The organism is Paraburkholderia denitrificans (assembly GCF_042655705.1).
GTDB lineage: Bacteria > Pseudomonadota > Gammaproteobacteria > Burkholderiales > Burkholderiaceae > Paraburkholderia > Paraburkholderia denitrificans.
The window spans coordinates 51,859-69,757 of sequence record NZ_JBHSMP010000017.1 but is presented as its reverse complement, the minus strand read 5'-3'; the positions used below and the strand labels follow the sequence as shown (position 1 = coordinate 69,757).

The following is a 17,899-nucleotide window of genomic DNA, read 5'->3' as shown; positions in this document are numbered from 1 at the left end:
TAAAATGCGATTTTAACCGATTGACGGCACCTCGCCGCCGCTGCCTGGCCGCAAATTGCATGCGCGGCAGCGTCCCGAATGACCAGAATGGCCCGAATAGTCCCATCGCGGCCCGCCCAACGACCGGAAAGCCATCCTTTGTCACCGAATACACCGATTTTGACGCCGTACCAGCGCCAGGCCCTCATCTGGGCCGGGCTGGCACTCGCCTTCGGCATCGTGCTGTGGCTGCTGCGGCCGGTCCTCACGCCGTTCCTGCTCGGCGCGATCATCGCCTACATCCTGCAGCCGGGCGTGGCGTGGTTCGTGCGCCGCCGCGTGCCGCGCAGCCTGGCCGCGCTCGTCATGATCCTGCTGTTCGCGCTCGCCGTGACGATGCTGGTCGTGCTGCTGCTCGCCGTGATCCAGAAAGAAGGGCCACAGTTGAAGCAACAGGTGCCGGTGATGCTCAACCACCTGCACGACTGGCTCACGCCCAAGCTCGCGCTGCTCGGCATGCAGGACACGCTCGACTTCCAGAGCCTGCGCGATCTCGCGACGAGCAAGCTCGAAGCCAGCGCACAGTCGATCGCGCTCTACGCGTGGGCGTCGGTGCGCACCAGCAGCGACGTGATGATCTCGCTCGTCAGCAACCTCGTGCTGGTGCCGCTCGTGCTGTTCTATCTGCTCTACGACTGGAACGCGATGCTCGCGCGCATCCAGGCCATCATCCCGCGCCGCTGGCTCGCGCGCACGCTGGAACTGGCGGGTGAAATGGACCGCATGCTCGCGCAATACCTGCGCGGCCAGTTGCTCGTGATGGCGATTCTCGCGGCGTTCTACGCGATCACGCTCTCCATCGCGGGCTTCGAAGTCGCGCTGCCGGTCGGCATCTTCACGGGCCTCGCCGTGCTGATCCCCTATCTCGGCTACGCGACCGGCCTCGTGCTCGCGCTGATCGCCGCGCTCCTGCAGTTCGGCAACTGGTACGGCTTCGGCGCGGTCGCGCTCGTCTACGGCATCGGACAGATCCTCGAAGGGTTCTTCCTCACGCCGCGCCTCGTCGGCGAGCGCATCGGGCTGCATCCGCTCGCGGTGATCTTCGCGTTGCTCGCATTCGGGCAACTCTTCGGTTTCTTCGGTGTGCTGCTTGCGCTGCCCGCAAGCGCGATCCTCTCGGTCGCGCTGCGCGAGCTGCGCCGCAGTTACCTCGATAGCGCGCTCTACAAGAACTGATCAAGAACTGATTTACGCCTCGTCCCACCGTGCAGCGACAGCTAACGCTCGATCTCGGCACCCCGCCGCCATCGACCTTCGACAACTTCCACACCGGCGCCAACACGGAGCTGGTCGCGCGCCTGCGCGGGCTCGACAGCGCGCTCGCAGCCGGTCCCGTCGCCGACCGCACCTTCTACGTCTGGGGCGAGCCCGGCAGCGGGCGCAGCCATCTGCTGCACGCGCTCGTCCACGAAACGCCGTCGGGCGGGGCGCGGTATCTCGGGCCGCAGAGCGCGCTCGCGGCGTTCGGCTTCGATCCGCGCGTGGCGATCTACGCCGTGGACGATTGCGACGCGCTCTCGGGCGCGCAGCAGATCGCGCTCTTCAACCTGTTCAACGAAGTGCGCGCCCACCCGACCAGCGCGCTCGTCGCGACCGGCAGCGCGGCGCCGATGGGTCTCGCGGTACGCGAGGACCTGCGCACGCGGCTTGGCTGGGGGCTCGTGTTCCACCTCGCGCCGCTCGCCGACGCCGACAAATCGAGCGTGCTGAAGCGCGCGGCGCGCGAGCGCGGCATCGCGCTCGCCGACGACGTGCCCGTCTACCTGCTCACGCACTTCCGGCGCGACATGCCGAGCCTGATGGCGCTGCTCGACGCGCTCGACCGCTTTTCGCTCGAACAGAAGCGCGCGGTGACGCTGCCGCTGTTGCGCACGATGCTCGCGGCAGGGCTGCCCACGGACGGCGGTGCGGCCGTCGCCGCGGCGGCAGCAGCGGCAGGCGGTTTCGATGACGGCATCGACGGCGAACTCGACCTGTTCTCCGTCGATCCAGCGTTGGTTCCGGGCGTGGAAAGCGGCACGGCAAGCGATGACAGCCCCGGCGAGCGCACGCCATCCGCGCAAGCCGACGCTCCCGCCAGCCCCGCTGCACCCTACGAACCGGCGCGTGCACCGGCCTCGCAGCCGCGCGCGCCGCAACCGGCGCCGTTTGCCACCCCCACCGACAGCGTCGACGGCGAACTCGGCGCGAGCTTTCGCGACGTGGTCGAGCGCGAACTGGGCGGCGAGCTCACGGGCGAAGTCGAAGCCGACGTCAGCGGCGAAATGAACGGCGAACTCGGCGGCGAACTGAGCGGAGAATCGGGCGGCGAACTGAGCGGAGAATCGGGCGGCGAACCGGGCGGCGAACCGGGCGGCGAACCGGGCAGCGAACTCGGCGGCGAACCGGGCAGCGAACCGGGCGGGGAACCGAGCGGTGACCTGAGCGCGGAACCCGGCGGCGGCCCCGACGCAGCAGCAACCGAAGCATCAGCACAAAGCACGCCGCACGCGCCCGCCGAGCCCCGCACGCGCGTCGGCGACAGCCCGTCAGCCGGACCCGCCTCCGACGCGCAGCAAGCAGGCAAACCGGCGGCGGCCAACGGCTTTATCCGCTTCAAGTAAAATGAGCGCCCATGGCTAACCTTGCACTTTTCGATCTCGATCACACGCTGATCCCAACCGACAGCGACCACGAATGGGGCCGCTTCATGGTGAAGCTCGGCATTGTCGACGCCGAGCGCTTCAACGAGCAGAACGACCGCTTCTTCGCCGACTACAAGGCCGGCGTGCTCGACATCCACGCGTATCTCGTCGCCATGCTCACGCCGCTCTCGAAGTATTCGCGCGCCCAGCTCAAGGAATGGCACGATCAGTACATGCACGAAGTCATCAAGCCGGCGATCGTTCCGGCGGCCATCGAACTCGTGCGCCAGCACAAGGACGCGGGCGACCTCTGCTGCATGGTGACGGCGACCAACGAATTCATCACGGGCCCGATTGCCGGGGTGTTCGGCGTCGACAAGCTGATCGCCTGCGAGGCCGAAACGGTGGACGGCCATCCGGACTCGCCTTATACGGGCCGTCCGACCGGCACACCGAGCTACCGCGAAGGCAAGATCGTGCGCACCGAGGCGTGGCTCGCGTCGCTCGGCAAGACGTGGTCGGACTTCGAGCACAGCTATTTCTACAGCGACTCGCATAATGACATCCCGCTGCTCGAAAAAGTGACCGACCCGATCGCGACCAATCCCGACGCCACGCTGCGCGCGCACGCACAGACGGCCGGCTGGCGCATCCTCGATTTGTTCCAGGCATCGTGATCAAAAAACTCATCCGCAAGCTATTCGGCCAGGACAGCACGTCCGCCACGGCCGCCGACGATGCATCGACCGGCGCGGCGTCCGCGCCGGCGCACGACGACACCGCTCCCCGCACCCGCCGCAAGCCGGCCGCTGCTGCCACTGCCACCACCGCCGCTGGCGAAGCCGCGACTAAGCATTCCCGGTCCCGCACAGCCGCGAAGGGATCGGGCAGGAACGCCGATCCGGTCGTGCCGGTCGTCCTTCCCGCCGACATTCACGGCATCGACCCCGCACTGATCTCGAAGAACGCGGTCCGCGTGACCGAAGGGCTCCAGCAAGCCGGTTTTCGCGCGTTCATCGTGGGCGGCGCGGTGCGCGACCTGCTGCTCGGCGTTGCGCCGAAGGACTTCGACGTCGCCACGGACGCCACGCCCGACCAGGTGCAGAAGCTCTTTCGCCGCGCGCGCATCATCGGCCGGCGCTTCCAGATCGTGCACGTGCAGTTCGGCCAGGAAATCATCGAAGTCTCGACGTTCCGCGCGCTGGTCGATCCGCCCGCGCCCTCTGCACCGTCGGCGAGCGCCGCGCCCGCGCGACGCCTGCACCGCGACGAACTCGACCGCCGCACGCACGCGGTGGACGCGAGCGGCCGCGTGCTGCGCGACAACGTCTGGGGCGAGCAGCACGAAGACGCCACGCGCCGCGACTTCACGATCAACGCGATGTACTACGACCCGGCCACGCAAACCGTGCTCGACTATCACAACGGGATGGCCGACATGCGCGCCCGCCTGTTGCGGATGATCGGCGACCCGGTCACGCGCTATCGTGAGGATCCGGTGCGGATGATGCGCGTGGTGCGCTTCGCGGCGAAGCTCGGCTTCGAGATCGAGGACCGCACGCGCGAGCCGATCAAGGAACTCGCCGACCTCATCAACAACGTCCCGGCCGCGCGTCTCTTCGACGAGATGCTCAAGCTGCTGCTGTCGGGCTACGCGCTCGACTGCGTCAAGTGGCTGCGCAAGGAAGGTCTGCATCACGGCCTCTTGCCGCTGCTCGACGTGATCCTCGAACAGCCGCAAGGCGAGCGCTTCATCTCGCTCGCGCTGTCGAGCACCGACGCGCGCGTGCGCGCGGGCAAGCCTGTGTCGCCCGGCTTCCTGTTCGCGACACTGCTCTGGCACGACGTCCAGCAGCGCTGGCAGCAATACACGGCCGAGGGCGAATTCCCCGTGCCCGCGATCCATCACGCGATGGACGACGTGATCGAGGCGCAAACCGAAAAGCTCGCGATCCACCGCCGCTATTCGTCGGACATGCGCGAGATCTGGAGCCTGCAGCAGCGCCTCGAAAAGCGCGGCCGCAGCGCGATCAAGCTGCTGGAACACCCTCGTTTCAGAGCGGGGTATGATTTCCTGCTATTGCGCTGCGAGTCGGGCGAACTCGACGCAGAGGTCGGCGCCTGGTGGACGGATTTCATCAGCGGCGACCCGGCCGCGCGCGAAACGCTGCTCGCCGCGGGCGGCAAGGAACGCGCGCCGCGCAAGCGCCGCCGCCGCGGCGGTGCGAAGAACCGCAAGTCTGCCGGTGAAGCCGGACATAACGCTGGCGATCCAGGCGACTCGGGCGACGCAGGCGGCGAAAGCGCCGGTGCGCCGGAGCGTGCCGGCCACGACGGTCAGTACGAGGACTGAGCAAGGACTGAGCAAGGATTGAGCGAGGACCGGGCGAGAACGGCGCGGCGCCTCGCGCATGACGCGATTTTGACGAACCGGAAACGACAGTCGCAGGAAGTGAAGCCATGACGGTTGCCTGGCTGGGAATCGGCGCGAATCTGGGGGATGCGCGCCAGACCCTCAAAGACGCGGTGGTGTGCCTTGCACAGCAGCACACCCTCGCGGTGCTCGCCAAGTCGAGCATCTATCGCACCGCCCCCATCGACGCGGACGGCGACGATTACCTGAACTGCGTGGTCAAGCTCGACACGAGCCTCGGCGCGCCGGAACTGCTGGCGCTGTGCCAGCGCATCGAACACCACTTCGGCCGGGAGCGTCCCTTTCGCAACGCCCCGCGCACGCTCGACATCGACATCCTGCTGTTCGGCGACGCCGTGATCGACACGGCCGACCTGACCGTGCCGCATCCGCGCATGACGGCGCGCGCGTTCGTGCTCGTGCCGGCGGTCGAGATCGAGCCCGATCTCGTGATTCCCGGCCACGGTCCGGCCAGCGCGCTGCTGCCCGCCGTGGCCGACCAGCGCATCGAGAAGCTGAAACCGCTGTGCCAGTGCTTCGGCGCGGCACCGGCCATCGACCGCGCACAGGACAACCCGGCGCCGGACGGCATCGGCCGATGAACGCGCCTTCGCTCTTCGCGACCACGCGCACCGCACGCACGGCGCGTCCGCCGTTGTCCCACATCGCCATCGAAGGGCCGATCGGCGCGGGCAAGTCGGCGCTCGCCACGCGTCTCGCCGACCGCTGGTCGATGCACACACTGCTCGAATCGAGCGCGGCCAATCCGTTTCTCGAACGCTACTATCGCGACACGTCGCGTCACGGCCTCGCCGCGCAGCTGCATTTCGCGCTACGCCGCGAGCATATGTCGAGAGACATCGCCGCGTGCCGGGCGGCGGGCACGCCGATCGTGACCAACTTCCTTGCCGCGCGCAACGATCTGTTCGCGCGCCTCACGCTCGCCCCGGACGAACTGCCGCTCTACGAGGCGCTCGCCGAACGGCTCGTCGCCCGGGTGCCGCCGCCGGATCTCGTCGTCTATCTGCAGGCGAGCCCCGAGGCGCTCTACGCGCGCATCCAGAAACGCGCGAATCCCGCCGAACTGCCGATTTCCGACACCTTTTTGCGCGCCCTCTGCGACAGCTACAACGAATTTTTCTATCATTACGACCACGCGCCGGTGCTGACCGTCGGCGCAGAAAACCTGAATCCGCTCGACTCCGACGCGGACCTTGCGCTCATCGCCGAACGCATCGAGACCATGCGCGGCCGCAAGGAGTCCAACGTCCAGGGCACGCTGCTGTAAGCTGCGACCCTTTCCCTTTCTGTCTTGCTTTCCAACGGACTGCTCCATGACTTACCTGCAGGAAACGAGCCGCAGCGCCGTCACCGTGCCCAAACTCCAGGCCATGCGCGATGCTGGCGAAAAGATCGCCATGCTGACCTGCTACGACGCGAGCTTCTCGTCGCTGTGCGACCGCGCGGGCGTCGACGTGCTGCTGATCGGCGATTCGCTCGGCAATGTGCTCCAGGGGCACACGACGACGCTGCCCGTCTCGCTCGACGACATCGCGTATCACACGGCGTGCGTCGCGCGCGCGCAGCCGTCCGCGCTCATCATGGCCGATCTGCCGTTCGGCACGTTCGGCACGCCCGAAGAAGCGTTCGCAAGCTCGGTGAAGCTCATGCGTGCGGGCGCGCAGATGGTGAAGATCGAGGGCGGCGAATGGCTCGCGCCCACTGTGAAGATGCTGATCGAACGCGCGGTGCCCGTGTGCGCGCACATCGGCCTCACGCCGCAGTCGGTGCATGCGTTCGGCGGCTTCAAGGTGCAGGGCAAGACCGAGAGCGGCGCGGCGCAGCTGCTGCGCGACGCGCAGGCGCTGCAGGACGCAGGCGCGCAGATCGTGTTGATGGAGGCGGTGCCGTCTTCGCTCGGCGCGATGGTCACGAACCAGTTGCGCGTGCCGACAATCGGGATCGGCGCCGGTGCGGGCTGCTCGGGCCAGGTGCTCGTGCTGCACGACATGCTCGGTATTTTCCCCGGCAAGCGTCCGCGCTTCGTGAAGGATTTCATGCAGGGACAGCCGAATATCGAATCGGCCGTTGTCGCGTATGTGAAGGCCGTGAAGGACGGCTCGTTCCCCGGCGCCGAGCACGGGTTTCAGTAAGCGCCTTTGAAGAACGGCGCGGCGCTTGAAGCGCCGCGCCCTTTTTGTTTGCTCTTTCGTTTTCGTTGACCGCGCACCTTCTTCCGGTGCAGCGACCGCCCGGGATCCTCAGAAAACCATCAGACAAGCCGCGCTGGCACCGCACCGCGCAGTGCGTTGGTGAGCATCAGCGCCTCGGCATTCACGACATCCTCGCGCGTGAGCACGCGCTCTTTCGCAGCCAGCGACACATCGTCGAGCAGCACGCCGCGCATCACGCCCGGCAGCACGCCCGATGACAGCGGCGGCGTCCACCACTTCTCATCGAGCTTCAAGAACACGTTGGACCGCCCGCCTTCGGTCAGTTCGCCGCGCTCGTTGAAGAACAGCATGTCGAACGCGCCGTGCGCTTCGGCTTCGCGCCAGGCGCGGTCGAATTCGGCCCGGCGCGTAGTCTTGCGCAGCAACAGTGCATCGGCCGATTCGACCGGCGCGAAGCCGTGATCGGGGGCAAGCATCACGCCGACCGGCTGCCCGGCCAGCACTGCAAGCGGCGCGAAGGTCAGTTGCGCCACGCCGTCCTTGCCGAGCGCAAGACGCATGCGATGCGGCACACCCTCGGGCAGACCGGCGCAGGTCGCCGCAAGACGCGCGCGCAACGCATCGGCGTCACAGGGGAAACCGAGCCACGCGGCACTGCCCGCGAGCCGCGCGAGATGCCGCTCGACGTGGCGTACGCCGTCGGCACGCGTCGCGTACATCGTTTCGAACAACGCGATGCCGGGATCGGCTCCGGTCAGAAAACGTGCTTTCAAACGGGTCTCCTCGTATTCGTCGGCGGCAACGCTATCGAGCACGATGCCCGCGCCGACGCCCATTGCTCCGCGCCGCATGCCGCCTCGCGCAGCGGGCGCGTCGAGCGTCAGCGTGCGGATCGCGACCGAGAGGCAGAAGTCCCCGCATGCATCTACGGCGAAGGCACGTCCTTCATCGCGCGCGGCTGCGTCCGCAGCACCCGCAGCACCCGCAGCCTCCAGCCAGCCGATCGTACCGGTGTAGAGTCCGCGCGGACCATGCTCCAGCGCATCGATGAGTTCCATCGTACGGTGCTTAGGCGCGCCCGTGATCGATCCGCACGGAAAGAGCGCGCGCATCATATCGGCGAACGTCGTGTGCGCGCGCATGTTCGCCTCGACGGTCGACGTCATCTGCCACACGGCCCCATACGGCTCCACGCAAAAGAGCGCGGGCACGCGCACCGAGCCCGTCTGCGCAATGCGCGAGAGGTCGTTGCGCAGCAGATCGACGATCATGACGTTTTCGGCGCGGTTCTTCGGGTCGTTCGCGAGGAACTGCGCTGCGGCGCGATCGGCTGCGGGATTAGCTTCGGGATCGGCGGGGCGTGCGGCGGTGCCCTTCATCGGTTTCGCACGCAGCGTGTCGCCGTGCTTCTCGACAAACAGTTCCGGCGAACACGAAAGCACCCAGCGGTCGCCCGGCAGCGCGATCAGCGCGCCATACGGCACGCGCTGGCGCGCGCGCAAGCGCCGATAGAGCGCGAGCGGCGCGCCGAACGCCTCGAATTGAAGCCGGTACGTGTAGTTGATCTGATACGACTCGCCCGCGCGTAGTGCGGCCTGCACGGCTTCGATATCCGCTTCGAACCGTGCGCGATCGACGCCGGACACAACGCCCGCGATACCGGCCGGTGCGGGCGCGTCGGCGCCTTCGCGCGCCGCGAGCCACGCATCGGTTTCTTCGCGCGCGAAGCGCTCGCAGCGTTCGAACAATAAAAAACGCAGCACGGCGTCGCCATGCTGCGTTTCGTGGGAGTCGCAATCGGAGGGTGCGGCAAACTGCAGGGCGCGGCCGAACGCGTAATCGCCCAGTACGACCGCGTGGAGCCCCGCGCGCAGATCGTCGTCGACATCGCGGCACACCGCGTCGAGATCCTGCGCCCGGGCACACACGCGCTCACGCACGAACCCCGTGTACAGGCGACTCGTGCGGCGCGCCGCGCCTGAGTCACCATCGGAATTGCCATCGTCGAGCAGCGCGAACACCGCGCCGCCGTCGTTCACTGCCATAAACGCCACCTACCGGCTACCTACGGGCTAACCCAGCCTGGCGAGGCCTGGCCAGCGGCGCTGCTGCCAGCCGCCGGTTCAGTGCCCTGCTCGATTGAAACTCAGTCGAAGAAGCTCTTCACGCGGTCGAACCAGCTCTTGCTTTGCGGGCTGTGACGCGCGCCGCCTTCCACCAGCGACTTCTCGAACTGCTGGAGCAGATCGCGCTGCTGGTCGGTGAGCTTGACCGGCGTTTCGACCTGCACATGCACGTAAAGATCGCCCGCGATGCTCGAACGCAGTCCCTTGATGCCCTTGCCGCGCAGACGGAACGTCTTGCCCGACTGCGTGCCTTCGGGCACCGTGAAGCTCGCGCGGCCCGCCAGTGTGGGCACTTCGATCTCGCCGCCGAGCGCCGCCGTCGTGAACGGAATCGGCATCTGGCAGTGCAGGTCGTCGCCGTCGCGCTCGAATACCGGGTGCGACTTGATGTGAATCTCGACGTAGAGATCGCCCGACGGCCCGCCGTTGATGCCCGGCTCGCCGTTGCCGGCGGAGCGGATCCGCATGCCGTCGTCGATGCCCGCCGGAATCTTCACTTCGAGCGTCTTGGTTTCCTTCACCTTGCCCGCGCCGTGGCAGTTCGTGCAGGGCTCGGGAATATACGAGCCGGTGCCGTGGCACTTCGGGCAGGTCTGCTGGATGCTGAAGAAACCCTGCGACATGCGCACCGAACCCGAGCCGTGACAGGTCGGGCAGCTTTCCGGCTTGGTGCCGGGCTTCGCGCCCGAGCCGTGACAGACCTCGCAGCCGCTCCAGCCCGGAACGCGGATCTGCGTTTCGTAGCCGTGCGCCGCCTGGTCGAGCGTGATCTCCATGCTGTAGCGCAGGTCCGCGCCGCGATACACCTGCGGGCCGCTGCGCGCGCCGCGTGCGCCGCCCGCGGCCTGGCCGAAGATGTCGCCGAAGATGTCGCCGAATGCATCCGCGAAACCGCCGAAGCCCTGCGCACCCGCACCGCCCATGCTCGGATCGACGCCTGCGTGCCCGTACTGGTCGTACGCGCCGCGCTTTTGCGAGTCCGACAGCATTTCATAGGCTTCCTTCACCTCCTTGAAATGCTCTTCCGCATCCTTGCTGTCCGGATTGCGGTCCGGGTGATACTTCATCGCCAGCTTGCGATACGCCTTCTTGATTTCGTCGTCGCTCGCGTTCTTCGCAACGCCCAGAACCTCGTAGTAATCCCGTTTCGCCATATCGGTTCAACGCCGGTCACGCGTCAGGTCGCGCGCACCGGCTCCTCGTGAATGCTGGAGTCTGTGACCCGTATGCCACTCCCGTCGATCGCCGTGGCGCCGCGTTGCGGCACCTCCTGCGGCCCCCGTCGAGAGCAGGCTCCAAAAAACAAATGTGCCCGGAGAGCCGTCGAGGCTCGCCAGGCGTGTGCAAATACTGCGCGCATCGTAACCGATGCGGCCGGTTCCCGCCGCGCTTTACAGCTACTTCATCGCCGCGGTCGGGAACCTCTGGCGTCAGTCTTTCTTGACTTCCTTGAAGTCGGCGTCGACCACGTCGTCGGCCTGCTGCGCGCTTTCCTGCGCACCGCCCGCCGCCGCGCCCGCAGCACCGGCAGCGCCCGCCTGCTGCGCCTGCATGTCGGCGTACATCTTCTCGCCGAGCTTCTGCGACGCCGCCGACAGTGCCTCGACCTTCGCGTCGATCCCCGCCTTGTCCGCCGACGAGCTCTTCAGCGTCTCTTCGAGGTCCTTCAGCGCGGCTTCGATCTTTTCCTTCTCGCCCGCATCGATCTTGTCGCCGTACTCGGCCACGGCCTTCTTCGTGCTGTGAACGAGCGCGTCGCCCTGGTTGCGCGCGTCGGCCAGCTCATGCAGACGGTGATCTTCTTCCGCGTTCGCTTCGGCGTCCTTCACCATCTTCTCGATCTCGGCTTCCGACAGGCCCGAGTTCGCCTTGATGGTGATCTTGTTTTCCTTGCCGGTCGCCTTGTCCTTCGCGCCGACGTGCAGAATACCGTTCGCGTCGATGTCGAAGGTCACTTCGATCTGCGGCACGCCGCGCGGCGACGGCGGAATGCCTTCGAGGTTGAACTCGCCGAGCAGCTTGTTGCCCGCCGCCATTTCGCGTTCGCCCTGGAACACCTTGATCGTCACGGCCGACTGGTTGTCGTCCGCCGTCGAATACACCTGCGCGTGCTTCGTCGGGATCGTGGTGTTCTTGTTGATCATCTTCGTCATCACGCCGCCGAGCGTCTCGATGCCGAGCGAGAGCGGCGTAACGTCGAGAAGCAGCACGTCCTTGCGGTCGCCCGAGAGCACCTGGCCCTGGATCGCTGCGCCGACGGCCACGGCTTCGTCCGGGTTCACGTCGCGGCGCGGTTCCTTGCCGAAGAACTCCTTCACGGTTTCCTGGACCTTCGGCATGCGCGTCTGGCCGCCGACGAGAATCACGTCGTCGATGTCGCCGACCTTCACGCCCGCGTCCTTGATCGCCACGCGGCACGGCTCGATGGTGCGCGTGATCAGCTCTTCGACCAGCGCTTCGAGCTTGGCGCGCGTGATCTTGAGGTTCAGGTGCTTCGGACCGGTGGCGTCCGCCGTGATGTACGGCAGATTGATTTCGGTCTGCTGGCCCGACGACAGTTCGATCTTGGCCTTTTCAGCGGCTTCCTTCAGGCGTTGCAGCGCGAGCACGTCCTTCGAGAGGTCGACGCCCTGCTCCTTCTTGAACTCGCCGATGATGTAATCGATGATGCGCTGGTCGAAGTCTTCGCCGCCGAGGAACGTGTCGCCGTTCGTCGAGAGCACTTCGAACTGCATTTCGCCGTCCACGTCCGCGATTTCGATGATCGAGATATCGAACGTGCCGCCGCCGAGGTCGAACACGGCGATCTTGCGGTCGCCCTTTTCGGCCTTGTCCAGACCGAACGCGAGCGCGGCTGCCGTCGGCTCGTTAATGATGCGCTTGACTTCCAGACCGGCGATGCGGCCCGCGTCCTTGGTTGCCTGGCGCTGGCTGTCGTTGAAGTACGCGGGAACCGTGATCACGGCTTCGGTGACCGGCTCGCCGAGATAGTCTTCAGCGGTCTTCTTCATCTTGCGCAGCACTTCAGCCGAAACCTGCGACGGTGCGAGCTTCGAGCCGTGCGCTTCGACCCACGCGTCGCCGTTGTCGTGCTTGACGATCTTGTAGGGCATCAGGCCGATGTCCTTCTGCACTTCCTTTTCTTCGAAGCGGCGACCGATCAGGCGCTTGACCGCGTACAGCGTGTTCCTCGGGTTCGTGACCGACTGGCGCTTGGCCGGCGCGCCGACCAGCACTTCGTTGTCGTCCATGTAGGCGATGATGGACGGCGTCGTGCGGGCGCCTTCCGAGTTCTCGATCACCTTGACCTGATTGCCTTCCATCAGCGCCACGCACGAGTTGGTGGTGCCGAGGTCGATACCGATGATTTTGCCCATGTTTATCTAATCTCCAATGTTTGGTCGCTGTGCGGAGCGCCGCTCGCGCTACGGCTTTCGCCTGCTGCGCCGGCCATCCGCTTCAATCCGGAACTGCTGCCCAAATAAGTGCCACTGCGGCGTTTTCAAGACCCCGGGCGCTATCCGGTCATTAATTTTTTTCAATCGTCCGTGCGGCGGCCATCGCGGCGGGCACGGACGCTTTCATTACACTTACTTCAGCTGCTTACTTCGGCTGTGAAACCGTGACGAGCGCCGGACGCAGCACGCGATCGGCGATCACATAGCCCTTTTGCAGCACGTTGACGACGGTGTTCGCCTCCTGCTCGGACGGCACCATCGAAATCGCCTGATGGCGGTGCGGATCGAACTTCTCGCCAGCCGGATCGATGGCGATGACGCGGCCTTTTTCCAGCGCGCCGGTCAGTTGCTTGAGCGTGAGCTCGACGCCCTCGCGCACCTTCGCCAGGTCGTCCGAGCCGTGAGCGACGGCTGCTTCGAGGCTGTCCACGACCGGCAGCAGGTGCTCGGCGAAGCTCTCGATAGCGAACTTGTGCGCCTTCTGGACGTCTTCCTGCGCACGACGGCGCACGTTTTCGGTTTCCGCCTTCGCACGGACGAACGCATCCTGCAGTTCGGCGACCTTCGCCTGCGCCTGTGCGAGTTCGGCGTCCACGCCGCCCTGCGTCGCCGCGTCTGCAGCAGCCGCCCCGGCGGCTTGCGACGGATCGTCCGCGGGCGTGGGGTTCTGGCTCGTCGGGTTCTCTTGCGTGTTTTCCATGTCGCTGAACGTCGTTGAAATTTAAAAAAGGGAGCAAAGCCTCGGACCACCGGCCCGGCGACTCGCGCCATGTTGCTCCGGCGCGACATCCGCTTTGCGCATCGCAGATGCACATGGATGCCGGATCGCCGATTTCAAGGGCTTCTCGCGGGTTTTTTCCGCCGCCGAAAGGCAACGGAAACCCGCCGTTACAACCATTAACGCAGTGCCGCACGAATGAAATTGAGTGGGCGACAGCACTGACCTAAACTCAGGAACAGGTCCTGCGCAAAGCACGTTTTTGCCGAGCCAGGCACCACACCGAGTTGGCTGCAATCCAGCCGTTTCGCCGTGCAATCTCCCGGGGGAGTACCGTGAAACTGACCTTTGCAACTGCGGTGGTCGCACTGGTACTCATTGCCGGAACCACCACCATCTGCATGTCCGGCGCCGTGACCGACAACACGACGGAATACGGTGCCATTCACGCCACGATGGACGCGTTGTTCAACTCCCACGCCCAAGTTTGTCGATAGTGCGGCGATCGCGCTTCGTCGGTCTGCCGTGCAGCGCCGACGCGGGCTCGCGAAAGAGCCGCCGCCGGTCCTGTTCGGCCGCGCGCCGCGCGCGCCCGGTTTCGGTCTCCGCATAGAGCGTCTGAGCGATGCTCGCCGGGCCGCGCAGATCGCACAGGCCCAGCACCTCAACTTCCCAGACCACGTGCTCGATCTCGATTTCGACGAGGTCGCCCACGCGCACGTCCTTCGACGCCTTCACGACCTCGCCGCCGATCCGCACGCGGCCCTTGCCTAACGCGTCCGACGCGAGCGAGCGCGTCTTGAAGAAACGGGCCGCCCACAGCCACTTGTCGATGCGCAGCCGGGCGGACGGGTCAGTCGAGATCTTGTAGTTCATACGAGGAATCCGCAGCAGACGTTTGCGCGCTCATGCAATAACTCAGGCAACCGCGCCCGCGGGCAAAGCGGTCTGAACCGGCCAGCCCTGGAGGTTCTGCGCAACGATTTCGCCGAGCGCCGCAATCCAGGCTGTTGACGCATTCAGGCACGGAATACGGTGAAACTCCTTGCCGCCGCCGCCGAGGAACTCGTCGCGCACTTCCATGCCGATTTCCTCGATCGTTTCGAGGCAGTCGGCGGTAAAGCCGGGGCAGAAGACGTCCGCGCGGCGCACGCCGCCCTGGCCGAGTTCGCGCAGCGTGGGCGCGGTATAGGGCTGGAGCCACTTCGCACGACCAAAACGCGACTGGAACGTGACGCGGCACTCCACCGGCGTCAGTTCGAGCGCGTGCATGAGCAGCGAGGCGGTTTGCTGGCACTGGTCGTGATACGGGTCGCCAAGGTCGAGCGTGCGGCTCGGCACGCCGTGAAAGCTCAGCACGAGCCGGTCGCCAGCCGCGAAATCGGGCCGGCCATGCGCGTGCCAGTACTGGTGGACCTGGGCGGCGAGCGCCGCGATATAGGCAGGATGGTCGTAATACGCGCGCACCGTGCGGATTTCCGGCTGGTTGCGCATGCGGCGCAGCGCGGCGAACACGGCGTCGAACGCGGTGGCCGTGGTGGACGACGAATACTGCGGATACATGGGTACGAGCAGGATGCGCTCCGCGCCTGCGAGCTTGAGCTGGTTCAGGATCGCGGGGATATCCGGCGCGCCGTAGCGCATCGCGTGATCGACGATCACCGGGTAGTCGTTCGCGTGCAGCAGATGGCGCAAGCCGTCGGTCTGCTTCTGCGTGTGAACGCGCAGCGGCGAGCCCTCGGGCGTCCAGATGGTGGCGTATTTCTTCGCCGACGCACTGCTGCGAAACGGCAGGATCATCGTGCGCAGGATGACCTGCCAGACGGGCGCGGGAATTTCGACCACACGCGGATCGGACAGGAACTGCACCAGGTAGCGGCGCACGGCGCGCGGCGTGGGCGCGTCGGGCGTGCCCAGATTGATGAGCAGCACCGCGACACGATGCGCGAGCGCGGACTGCAGCGGCCGTTCCAGATCGAAACGCATAGGCGATCAGTTGCGCCGCGCGCGAGCGCAGCAACAGTTGCACAAAGCAAACATTATAGCGGCCGGGTCGTGCCCGCCCACCCGCCCACCCGGCCATTCGGCCAATGGCGCGCGGCGCGCGCTTGCCGGATGATGAATACGTGCTCAGTTCTGGCTGAGCGTGAGCGAAAGGAGGCGCGCGGTAATGTCGACAATGGGAATCACGCGGTTATACGCCATGCGCGTCGGGCCGATCACGCCGAGCGTGCCCACGATCTTGCCGTTCACCTCGTACGGCGCGGTGACGACGCTCATTTCCTCGATCGGCACGAGGTTCGACTCGCCGCCAATGAAGATCTGCACGCCCTGCGCGTGGCTCGACACGTCGAGCAGCTGCAGCAGGCTCGTTTTCTGGTCGAACACGTCGAAGAGCTTGCGCAGCCGCGCCATGTCCGAGGACAGGTCGGCCACTTCGAGCAGGTTGCGCTCGCCCGAGATCAGCACGGTCTCGCCGGTGTCGGTGATGTCGGTGCTCGCCGTCACCGCCGCGTGCATGAGCGTGGTCATGTCGCCGCGCAGCGCGTTGATTTCCTCGCGCAGGCGCTGGCGTACTTCGTCGAACGAGAGGCCCGCGAAATGTGCGTTGATGTAATTCGAGGCTTCGATGAGCTCGGACGGCGTGAAGTCGCGCTGCGTCGCCATGATGCGGTTCTGCACGTCGCCTTCGGGCGTCACGATGATGAGCAGGATGCGCTTGTCGGACAGGCGCATGAACTCGACCTGCTTGAATATGTGGCTGCGCCGCGGCGTCAGCACGACGCCCGCAAACTGCGAAAGATTCGAAAGCACGCTCGCGGCGGCGGCCACCACCTTCTGCGGCTCGCCCGGCCGCAGCGTCGTCTTGACCGCGCGGGTGACGGCCTCGTCGTCGGCGGCGTGCTCGACGGTGAGCATCGTGTCCACGAACAAACGGTAGCCGCGCGGCGTGGGCACGCGCCCCGCCGACGTGTGCGGGCTCGACACCAGCCCCAGCTCCTCCAGATCCGACATGACGTTGCGGATCGTCGCCGGGCTCAACTCCAGGCCCGAGTAGCGCGAAAGCGTGCGCGAACCGACCGGCTGGCCTTCGGCGATGTAGCGCTCGATCAGCGTCTTGAGGAGGGTTTGTGCGCGAGGATCTAGCATGACGGAAAATTTTAGCCTAATGGCGCTCCGACGGCGAGTGCGCGCCCGGCGGCGCCCGCCCCGGCATGTCGCCCGCGCGACGTCTGTGCAGCGGCGTGCAGCGCTGTCATCAGGGCGTCACCGATTTCATCGGGAAATCCGCGAGGCGCCGCTGCCTGCAAGCCCCTGGCGCACCCGCCCCGGGGCTGCCACCGGGGCTGCCACCGGGGCTGACACGGGTCCGACACCCGCGCCGCCATGTTCTTTTCGTAACCTGACTATGGTGTAATGCCGCCATGCAGACCCAGAAGATTCACAACCAGTTCAAGACCGTTGCGCTCGTCGGCCGCAGCAACACGCAGGGCATCGGCGAGCCGCTGATCGCGCTCGCACAGACCATCGCGAAGCTTGGATCCGAGGTGGTATTCGAAGCCCAGACGGCCGCCGAGATCGGCGCAAGCGGTTACCCGGCGCTCCAGCCCGCCGAGATCGGCGCGCGCGCGGACGTCGCCGTCGTGCTGGGCGGCGACGGCACGATGCTCGGCATCGGCCGCCAGCTCGCGCCGTTCCACACGCCGCTCATCGGCATCAACCACGGGCGGCTCGGCTTCATCACCGACATTCCGTTCTCGGACATGCAGGAAATCGTGCCGCAGCTGCTCGCCGGTCACTACGAACGCGAGGAGCGCGCGCTGCTGGAGTCGCGTATCACGCGCGACGGCGAACCGATCTACCACGCGCTCGCGTTCAACGACGTCGTCGTGAACCGCAGCGGCTTCTCGGGCATGGCGGAACTGCGCGTCAACGTCGACGGGCGCTTCATGTACAACCAGCGCTCGGACGGCCTGATCGTCGCCACGCCCACGGGCTCGACCGCCTACGCGCTCTCGTCGCAGGGGCCGATCCTGCATCCGACGCTGCGCGGCATCGTGCTCGTGCCGATCGCACCGCACGCGCTCTCGAACCGCCCGATCGTGCTGCCCGACGACTGCAAGGTCAGCATCCAGATCGTCGCGGGCCGCGACGTCAACGTGAATTTCGACATGCAATCGTTCACGGCGCTCGAACTCGGCGACGTGATCGAGGTGCGCCGCTCGCGCCACATCGTGCCGTTCCTGCATCCGGTCGGCTACAGCTATTACGCGACGCTGCGCAAAAAGCTCCACTGGAACGAACATCCGTCACTGCAGGACGACGCCGAAGACTGAGCGCCCGACA

At 66.3% G+C, this 17,899-nt stretch carries 15 protein-coding genes and 1 pseudogene; 9 read left to right on the top strand and 7 right to left on the bottom strand.

Annotated features, from left to right (window positions below):
- Window positions 1–138: 138 nt before the first annotated feature.
- From ACFPTO_RS14855 to panB, 7 genes and pseudogenes are all read left to right on the top strand, one after another.
- Entirely contained in the window at window positions 139–1,215 is a 1,077-nt protein-coding gene (locus ACFPTO_RS14855; RefSeq protein ID WP_377712227.1) for an AI-2E family transporter, read from the top strand.
- A gap of 29 nt (window positions 1,216–1,244) precedes the next feature.
- Window positions 1,245–1,925 (top strand): annotated as a pseudogene (gene hda / locus ACFPTO_RS14850) (DnaA regulatory inactivator Hda); the annotation flags it as partial.
- 728 nt (window positions 1,926–2,653) lie between these two features.
- Window positions 2,654–3,340: a histidinol-phosphatase gene (locus tag ACFPTO_RS14845; RefSeq protein ID WP_377712225.1), complete on the top strand. Its 687-nt coding sequence runs from the start codon at window positions 2,654–2,656 to the stop codon at window positions 3,338–3,340.
- A complete protein-coding gene (gene pcnB / locus ACFPTO_RS14840) occupies window positions 3,337–5,016 on the top strand; it encodes a polynucleotide adenylyltransferase PcnB (protein WP_377712223.1) in 1,680 nt (559 codons plus the stop codon). The genes ACFPTO_RS14845 and pcnB overlap by 4 nt, the downstream gene beginning before the upstream one ends.
- A 107-nt stretch (window positions 5,017–5,123) precedes the next feature.
- Window positions 5,124–5,678: a 2-amino-4-hydroxy-6-hydroxymethyldihydropteridine diphosphokinase gene (folK, locus tag ACFPTO_RS14835; protein ID WP_377712221.1), complete on the top strand. Its 555-nt coding sequence runs from the start codon at window positions 5,124–5,126 to the stop codon at window positions 5,676–5,678.
- On the top strand, window positions 5,675–6,364 hold the full coding sequence (locus ACFPTO_RS14830) for a deoxynucleoside kinase (RefSeq protein ID WP_377712219.1): 690 nt from the start codon (window positions 5,675–5,677) through the stop codon (window positions 6,362–6,364). Before folK ends, ACFPTO_RS14830 begins: the two co-directional genes overlap by 4 nt.
- A gap of 46 nt (window positions 6,365–6,410) precedes the next feature.
- Window positions 6,411–7,229: a 3-methyl-2-oxobutanoate hydroxymethyltransferase gene (gene panB / locus ACFPTO_RS14825; protein WP_377712217.1), complete on the top strand. Its 819-nt coding sequence runs from the start codon at window positions 6,411–6,413 to the stop codon at window positions 7,227–7,229.
- Between the two features lie 119 nt (window positions 7,230–7,348).
- Here the strand turns inward: panB and pabB are convergent, their stop codons facing one another.
- The 4 genes from pabB to grpE all read right to left on the bottom strand — a co-directional run bounded on the left by pabB (window position 7,349) and on the right by grpE (window position 13,534).
- Window positions 7,349–9,295, bottom strand: coding sequence for an aminodeoxychorismate synthase component I (gene pabB, locus ACFPTO_RS14820; protein WP_377712215.1), 1,947 nt, complete (start codon window positions 9,293–9,295; stop codon window positions 7,349–7,351).
- Window positions 9,296–9,396: 101 nt separating this feature from the next.
- Entirely contained in the window at window positions 9,397–10,530 is a 1,134-nt protein-coding gene (gene dnaJ / locus ACFPTO_RS14815) for a molecular chaperone DnaJ (protein WP_293036988.1), read from the bottom strand.
- A 276-nt stretch (window positions 10,531–10,806) separates the two neighbouring features.
- Complete coding sequence (dnaK, locus tag ACFPTO_RS14810) at window positions 10,807–12,753, bottom strand: molecular chaperone DnaK (RefSeq protein ID WP_377712213.1); 1,947 nt, start codon at window positions 12,751–12,753, stop codon at window positions 10,807–10,809.
- A gap of 226 nt (window positions 12,754–12,979) precedes the next feature.
- On the bottom strand, window positions 12,980–13,534 hold the full coding sequence (gene grpE / locus ACFPTO_RS14805) for a nucleotide exchange factor GrpE (protein WP_377712211.1): 555 nt from the start codon (window positions 13,532–13,534) through the stop codon (window positions 12,980–12,982).
- 353 nt (window positions 13,535–13,887) lie between these two features.
- On the opposite strand from grpE, the gene ACFPTO_RS14800 reads away from it, so the two are divergent.
- Window positions 13,888–14,049: a hypothetical protein gene (locus ACFPTO_RS14800; RefSeq protein ID WP_293036992.1), complete on the top strand. Its 162-nt coding sequence runs from the start codon at window positions 13,888–13,890 to the stop codon at window positions 14,047–14,049.
- On the opposite strand, the gene ACFPTO_RS14795 is transcribed toward ACFPTO_RS14800, so the two are convergent.
- The 3 genes from ACFPTO_RS14795 to hrcA form a co-directional block, all read right to left on the bottom strand.
- Complete coding sequence (locus ACFPTO_RS14795; protein WP_296652346.1) at window positions 14,021–14,428, bottom strand: RNA-binding S4 domain-containing protein; 408 nt, start codon at window positions 14,426–14,428, stop codon at window positions 14,021–14,023. The genes ACFPTO_RS14800 and ACFPTO_RS14795 overlap by 29 nt on opposite strands.
- A gap of 42 nt (window positions 14,429–14,470) precedes the next feature.
- Complete coding sequence (gene hemH / locus ACFPTO_RS14790; RefSeq protein WP_377712209.1) at window positions 14,471–15,538, bottom strand: ferrochelatase; 1,068 nt, start codon at window positions 15,536–15,538, stop codon at window positions 14,471–14,473.
- 144 nt (window positions 15,539–15,682) lie between these two features.
- Window positions 15,683–16,702, bottom strand: a complete 1,020-nt coding sequence (gene hrcA / locus ACFPTO_RS14785; RefSeq protein WP_377712207.1) for a heat-inducible transcriptional repressor HrcA — start codon at window positions 16,700–16,702, stop codon at window positions 15,683–15,685.
- A 275-nt stretch (window positions 16,703–16,977) separates the two neighbouring features.
- On the opposite strand from hrcA, the gene ACFPTO_RS14780 reads away from it, so the two are divergent.
- Window positions 16,978–17,889 carry an NAD kinase gene (locus ACFPTO_RS14780; RefSeq protein WP_377712205.1) on the top strand — a complete coding sequence of 304 codons (912 nt, stop codon included), beginning with the start codon at window positions 16,978–16,980 and terminating at the stop codon, window positions 17,887–17,889.
- Window positions 17,890–17,899 lie beyond the last annotated feature (10 nt).